6 protein-coding genes and 1 pseudogene are annotated in these 6783 nt (G+C 72.5%); all 7 read right to left on the reverse strand.

All coding sequences use genetic code 11. From position 1 onward, the window contains the following. Window positions 1–3: 3 nt before the first annotated feature. Entirely contained in the window at window positions 4–1011 is a 1008-nt protein-coding gene (locus tag VGJ24_RS18840) for a DNA topoisomerase IB (RefSeq protein ID WP_331502179.1), read from the reverse strand. 49 nt (window positions 1012–1060) lie between these two features. Beyond that, window positions 1061–2035: a hypothetical protein gene (locus VGJ24_RS18845; protein WP_331502180.1), complete on the reverse strand. Its 975-nt coding sequence runs from the start codon at window positions 2033–2035 to the stop codon at window positions 1061–1063. A gap of 11 nt (window positions 2036–2046) precedes the next feature. Next, window positions 2047–3255, reverse strand: a complete 1209-nt coding sequence (locus tag VGJ24_RS18850; RefSeq protein ID WP_331502181.1) for an SAM-dependent methyltransferase — start codon at window positions 3253–3255, stop codon at window positions 2047–2049. A 90-nt stretch (window positions 3256–3345) separates the two neighbouring features. Further along, window positions 3346–4239 (reverse strand): NUDIX domain-containing protein, encoded by an 894-nt coding sequence (locus VGJ24_RS18855; RefSeq protein ID WP_331502182.1) that lies wholly within the window; start codon window positions 4237–4239, stop codon window positions 3346–3348. A gap of 34 nt (window positions 4240–4273) precedes the next feature. Then, on the reverse strand, window positions 4274–5521 hold the full coding sequence (locus VGJ24_RS18860; RefSeq protein ID WP_331502183.1) for a geranylgeranyl reductase family protein: 1248 nt from the start codon (window positions 5519–5521) through the stop codon (window positions 4274–4276). Window positions 5522–5629: 108 nt separating this feature from the next. Then, entirely contained in the window at window positions 5630–6214 is a 585-nt protein-coding gene (locus VGJ24_RS18865) for a GrpB family protein (RefSeq protein WP_331502184.1), read from the reverse strand. A gap of 235 nt (window positions 6215–6449) precedes the next feature. Further along, window positions 6450–6783: pseudogene (locus VGJ24_RS18870) on the reverse strand (DNA-directed RNA polymerase subunit beta'); the annotation flags it as partial.

Consider the following 6783-nt stretch of genomic DNA (forward strand, 5'->3'; position numbering starts at 1 on the left):
CGGTCACGCGTCCTTGAGCAGCCGGAGCACCGCACGCTCGAGGATCGCCTGCCGCTCGTCCGGCGACCCCGCCTTGCGGCGTACGGCGTGCCCGATCGTGCGACCCTCCTCGTAGGCGTCGACCACGCGGGGGTCGACGTACGACGTGCGCGCCTGCGCCGGGGTGTTCCCCAGGAACTCCGCGACCTCCTTCATCGCCGCGACCTCCGCCCGCTTGCGCGAGGCCCTACTCGTGCCCGGCTCGTCACTCTCGGCCAGCGCGGTCGCGGCGAGAACGGTGGCGTGCCAGGTGCGGAAGTCCTTGGCGGTCGCGTCCATCCCGGTCGCCTCGCGCACGTAGTCGTTCACGTGGCCGGCGTCGAGGTCGTGCCAGCGACCGCGCTCCTTCCAGGCCAGGAGCTTCTTCTCGGCCGGGGCCGAGCGACGACGCATCACCTCCAGCGCCTCGACGGCCGCTGGGGCGTCGATGGTGATCTCGTGCTCGACCCCGGACTTTCCGACGAACGAGAACACCAGCGAGCCCTTGCGCTTGCGCACATGGCGGCGCTGCAGCGTGGTGAGCCCGAAGCTGCCGTACTGGTCGGCGTACACGTCGTTGCCGATGCGGAAGTACCCGAGGTCGAGCAGGCGGACGGCGGTCGCGCACGCCCGGTCGCGGGTCATTCCGGCCGTGCCGAGGTCGGTGAGCACGCGCTCGCGCGCCTGCGACAGCAACCGGCCGAACTCCAGCACCCGCAGGTGCTTGGCGGCGTCGCGACGGGCACGCCACTCGGGATGGTAGAGGTACTGTCGCCGCCCGGCGTCGTCGGTGCCGACCGCCTGGAGGTGGCCGTTGGGCCAGGGGCAGATCCACACGTCCCGCCAGGCCGGCGGGATCACCAGGCCCTTCGCCCGCCGGGCCTCCTCGACCGACACCCGGTCGCCGCCGTGGTCGAGGTAGACGAAGCCCTTCCCTGCGCGGCGACGGGTCCATCCGGGATCGTCCGCTGAGCTCCGCCGCAGCCGCGTCATGCGGTCACGCTAGCCAGCGGTCGCTCCCGTCTGCTCACCCCGAGGTGGGTCAGTGCGGACGCACCGCGCGGAGCAGGACGAGCAGGGCGGCGAGCCCCAGAAGCCCGCCAGCGAGCCACGGCCAGGCGTCGCGCGAGGCCGGCTCGACCTCGGCCGGGTCGGCGGCGCGCGACGAGCCGGGTGAGGCGGACGGCGTACCGGGCCCCACGGAGACCTGCGGGTGCACGGCGTCCTGGATCGCGGGCGGCAGCGCGACCTGGAGCACCGACGAGTGCGGCCCCTCGGACGAGAGGTAGACCCGGCCGTCGTCCGCGACCGCGACCCCCTCACCCTGGCGCTGGTGCGGCAGGGAGAACGACCCCACCGGCTGCAGCGACGGCCAGGCGTAGACCACCGCGGAGGAGTAGCTGCGCACGACCAGGTGCTGGCCGTCGGGGAAGAAGGAGCCGTCGGTGGCGACCGGCAGCACCCGTCCGATCGAGGTCAGCCGGTTCGGACCGGAGGCGTCGAGGCGCGCGGGGACGGCGTACAGCACGCCGCCGAAGACGTTCTTGCTCGCGATGTAGAGGCGTCCGGTGGTGGGGTCACGCAGCAGTGTCTCGGCGTCGGTGGCGCCGTCGCGGTAGACGAGCCGGTACGTCGTGGGGTGCACCGTGCGGTCCCCACGGCCTACCGGGATGCGCGCGATCGTGATCGACGACCGGCGCCCGAGGTTGTCGCCGATGTCACCGACCCAGACGTACCCGTGCCCGGCCGGCGCCAGGGCCTCGGTGTCGGTGGGGTCCTCGGACCAGTGCGTGACCCCGACGGTGTGGCCGCTGCCGTCGACCGCGAAGACCCGACCGGTGTCCCCTGAGTCGTTGGTCGTCAGGAACAGCCCGTCGTCGACGACCAAGGCGCTCGCCTCCACGATCGCGGCGTCGTCGAAGTCGAAGACGCGCTCACCCTGCGGGGCCGACGGGGTTACCGCGACACCGAGCGCCAGAGGGGCGGCGATCGCCAGCCCGGCCACCAAGAGCTGCATCCGGCGCCTCGTCACGCCCGCTCGAGCAGATCGCCCAGGCGGGGCCGGACGCCCCACGCCTCGACCAGCTCGTCGTACTCGCGCCGCGCCGGGCCGTCGTCCACCCGCCGCCCCGTGCGGACGCCGCGCAGGAGCGTGTTGCGGGGCGTGTGCTGGCTGCCGACGAACTGCATGACGTCCACGCGGTACCCCTCGAGCCGCAGCAGAGATGCGCGCAGCCCGTCGGTGAGGGTGTCGGCGAACCGTTCACGGAGGATGCCGTCGCGGGTGAGCATCGCGTACGGCCCGGGCGTCGGCTGCCGGCGGAGCTGGGCGGCGATGTCGTGGTGGCAGCACGGCGCGGCCAGGATCAGCGGCGCCTCCCAGTCCACGGCTTGCGCGAGTGCATCGTCGCTCGCCGTGTCGCAGGCGTGCAGGGCCAGCACCACGTCGGGCCGTACGCCGGGCGTGGCTGCGCCGATCGACGCGGCGACGAACGTTGCGTCCACGCCCAGCTCGCCGGCGATCTTCTCGTTGTGGGTGCGCGACTGCTCGCGCTGGTCGATGCCGGTGAGGTACACAGGCAGGCCGCGCACGTGGCTCAGGTAGCGCTCGGTGACGAAGGTCAGATAGGCGTTGCCGCAGCCCAGGTCGACGATCTGGAGCGGCTCCCCGGCCGTGGGGGTGCGCAGGTGACGCTTGTCGAGCGCGTCGGTGATCGACGCGTCGAGGATCCGCAGGAACTCCTCGACCTGGCGGTACTTCCCCTGCCGGCTGGGCTTCATCCGACCTTCGTGGTCGCTGAGTCCCAGGGCACGGAACACCGGGTCGTCCTCGGGCAGCAGACGACCCTTGTCGCGGTCGTGGTCGCGGTCGATCGCCTGCTCGGCCGCCCGCGGTCGGCTGTGCACGACCGCCTCACCCTTCTTGGTCACCCGGAGCTGGTGCGTCTCCGTGGTGGTGTCGACGTGCCAGTTTCCGAACGGGTGGCCGAGCAGGCCGTCGAGCGCCGACCGGGCGGGCTCGCCGACGGCGTGGTTGGTGGTGTGCGCCTGCGCGTCGTCGTACGCCGTGACCTGCAGGTGTCGGCCGGCCTTGAGGTCGACGTACCGCAGCTCGACGCGTCGCCACGGCGGCTCCGTGCCGCGCCGACGGCCGGAGGCGACGGCCCGGACCAGGGTTTCGTCGTCCAGGATCATCGTGCGCAGCCGGGTCAGCGCGGGCTGCAGCGGTGCGCTCATCGGCGGACCACGGATGCGATCACGACGATCAGGAGCAGCCCCACCAGGGCGACGGGAATGACGAGTCGCCGGTGCCGGGGGTTCACCGGGTCAGTCTACGGAGCGTGCCTCGGCCGCGAGGGCGGCCGTCACGACGTCGAGCACCCGGACCGCACCGCTCTCGACATCGGCAACCGGCACCCACGCCACGGCGTCGGTGGTGCCGTCGGTCTCGACCACGCGTGGCTCCGCCCCGTCGGGGACGGTGCCGTGGAAGACCAGATGCACGCCGTGGAAGTCCTCGAAGCGGCCCGATGGCGCCGTCCCCCGGAAGTGGATGTCGTGGACGTCGAGCAGGTCGCCCACCTCGCAGGCGATGCCGCACTCCTCCCGTACCTCGCGCGCCACCGCGTCGCGCGGGGACTCGCCGTGGTCGAGGCCGCCACCCGGCAGGGTCCAGGCGCCGGGATGGGCGCCGAGAGCGGAGATCCGGGTCAGCAGGACGTCACCGCCGCGTCGTACCAATGCGTAGACGGCGAGCCGCTGCAGCCGGAACGGTCGATGGTCGGCCAGGGCCTCACTCACGATCTCGGTGACCGGGAGGGTCCCGGCGAGCACATCCGCGACCGGGTGCCAGGCAACGTCGACCGTGGACCCGTCGACCTCGACCACTCGCGGCTCGGGAGCGTCGGCCGGCACCCACGCGTCGTACACGATCCGCAGCGCCTGGTAGTCCCAACGGCGGCCCTGGCGCCACATCGACGGGCGGTGGGCGGAGTAGACGTGTGCCGTCTCGCCGACCTCGGCGGCCAGTCCGGTCTCCTCTCGGATCTCACGGACGAGCGTGTCGCGCGGGTCCTCACCGTGATCGACGCCTCCACCGGGGAGGTGCCAGCGCTCGTCGGCGGAGATGCGCCGGGCGAGGCGGGTCAGGAGGATCCGGCCGTCGCGGAGGACCAGCCCGTACGCTGCGACCCGCTGCACCTTCGGCAGGTTCTTCGCCATGGTGCCTCCTCGGGACAGGCGTCGTTCCATCCTGTCAGGCGAAGGGCGGCCTCGCGTCCCGCGTCATCGAGTGTCGACCCGCCCACCGCCAGACCCGTGCGGCGCGGTCGCGGTCGTCGTCGGTGACGAGGTTCCCCATCCAGCGCAGGGCCAGAGTCATCAGCCAGTCCGAACGCATCCCCGCCGGGCCGATGGTGGCCAGGACGCGCGGGACGGTCACGAGTCCCGCCAGGCGACGCGCGATCGAGAACGACTCGCCGTACTGCGCGGTGAGCGTGGCCGGCCAGGCCCTGGCCAGGTCGGCGTTGTCTGCGATCAGCTCCGCGACCAGGCGGCCGCCCTCGAGCCCGTAGTCGATGCCCTCGCCGTTGAGCGGGTTGACGCACGCGGCGGCGTCGCCGACGAGTGCCCAGTTGGGGCCGGCCACCCCGCTGACGGCGCCGCCCATCGGCAGCAGGGCGCTGGTCGGGGCTCGCAGCTCGTCGCCGAGCCCGAACGCCTCGCGAATCCCGTCGGCGTACGACGCCATCAGCCGGCGGACCTGCAGGTCGGCCGGACGCTTGGCGGTCGCGAGGGTGCCCACGCCGAGATTGACCTCGGCCCGACCCGAGGACGCGCCGAGCGGGAAGATCCAGCCGTAGCCGGACAGGACCTCGTTCCGCTCGCCGCGGAGCTCGAGATGGGAGCTGATCCACGGGTCGTCGGCCATCGACGAGGTGACGTAGGCGCGGCCGGCCACGCCGTACACGGTGTCGCGGTGCCACGTGCGGCCGAGCACCTTGCCGAGGGGGGACCGGACGCCGTCGGTCACGATCAGCCGCCGGCAGTCGACCTCGAGCGTCTCGTCGCCGCGGGTGAACACGACGGTCGCGACCCGCTCCCCCTCACGGCGTACGTCGACCGCCCGGGCGCCGTCGATGGCGCGGGCACCGGCCTTGATCGCGGTGCTGCGGAGGTGGTCGTCGAGCTCGGTGCGGGCGACCGCCGAGCCCCAGTCGGGAAGGGTGCCACCCGGCCACGGCAGCAGCAGGGTCTGGCCGAAGCCGTGTGCGCGGAGGCCGTGGTTGACGGTGTGGGCGCGCAGCCAATCGCCGAGCCCGAGCCGCTCGAGCTCGCCGATCGCTCGCGGGGTGAGACCGTCCCCGCAGGTCTTGTCGCGCGGGAACACCGCCGCATCGGTGAGCAGCACCTCGACGCCGAGCCGCGCGAGCCAGGCCGCGGTCGCCGACCCCGCCGGCCCGGCACCCACGACGAGGACGTCGGTCTCCTCCCGCGCGGTCATGCCCCGATCCTCTCAGCCGGCCGGCGGCCGCTCCAATCGCGGCCCGAGGGGTAGTCCCTGACAAAACCGTCCGCCTGGAACGATCCAACCGGACGGATTCGTCAGGGACTACCCTTCCGTCCGCTCCACCGCCCAGCCGGTGTCGGCTGCCCAGACCTCCGCGCCCTGCATCAGCAGCGGCTGCACCGATGCCTTGATCTCGCCGTAGTCCATGAGGTCGGGCACGCTCTGCGCCAGTCGCGTCTTGAAGGCGCCCCAGGCCGCACGTGCCGCCGGGTCGGCCCGGAGGTGATCGCGGAACAACAGCGCGTACCGCACGTTGCGCCCGCCGGCGACACGCACGTGGACGTTGACCCGTCGACCGCCCACCGGCCCCGCGAACACGAGCTTGGGGTAGCTGATGCCGTCGGTGACCTCGTCGTGGTTCCAGGGCTCGGGTCGCAGCCGGAAGCCGCGCGCGGACAGGGCCGGCACGGTGGCGACCTCGTCGAGCTCGGTGACCTGCACCATCAGATCGAGGCAGTCCTTGGCCGGTAGACCAGGGACGCTGGTCGAGCCGATGTGGTCGATCGCGGTCGCCGCGGGCAGCGTCTTGCGCAGGACGTCGACGTACGCCGCAGCCTCGGCGGGCCAGGTCTCCCGGTACGCCGACACCTCCACCCGGCGCGCCAACGACTCGTCCGGGAACGGCACCCCCGCACCCTAGACGCTGACCCGGCAGAAACGTGCGCCGTACAACGCCCGACCCGGCAGAAACGTGCGCGACAGATTCTGCGACAGAGCACCCAGCGCCGCACACTTCTGCCGGGTCAGCGCCCCAGACCTGCACACTTCTGCCGGGCCAGCGCCCCAGACCTGCACACTTCTGCCGGGTCAGCGCCCCAAAACCGCACACTTCTGCCGGGTCAGCGCAAGACCTGGGCTCCGGCTAGTTCTGGTAGGAACCGAAGTCGAAGTCGTCGAGCGCGACCGGCTGGACGGCCCCGGTGTTGCCGAACTCGTAGTCGTACGAGTCGTAGCCCGTGACGGCGTACGCCGCGGCGCGCGCCTCCTCGGTCGGCTCCACCCGGATGTTCCGGTAGCGCTCCAGGCCGGTTCCGGCCGGGATCAGCTTGCCGATGATCACGTTCTCCTTCAGCCCCCGCAGGCTGTCGGAGCGGGCGTTGATCGCGGCGTCGGTGAGCACTCGGGTCGTCTCCTGGAAGGAGGCTGCCGAGAGCCACGACTCGGTCGCGAGCGACGCCTTGGTGATCCCCATCAGC

The organism is Nocardioides sp., from assembly GCF_036493135.1.
Classification (GTDB): domain Bacteria; phylum Actinomycetota; class Actinomycetes; order Propionibacteriales; family Nocardioidaceae; genus Nocardioides.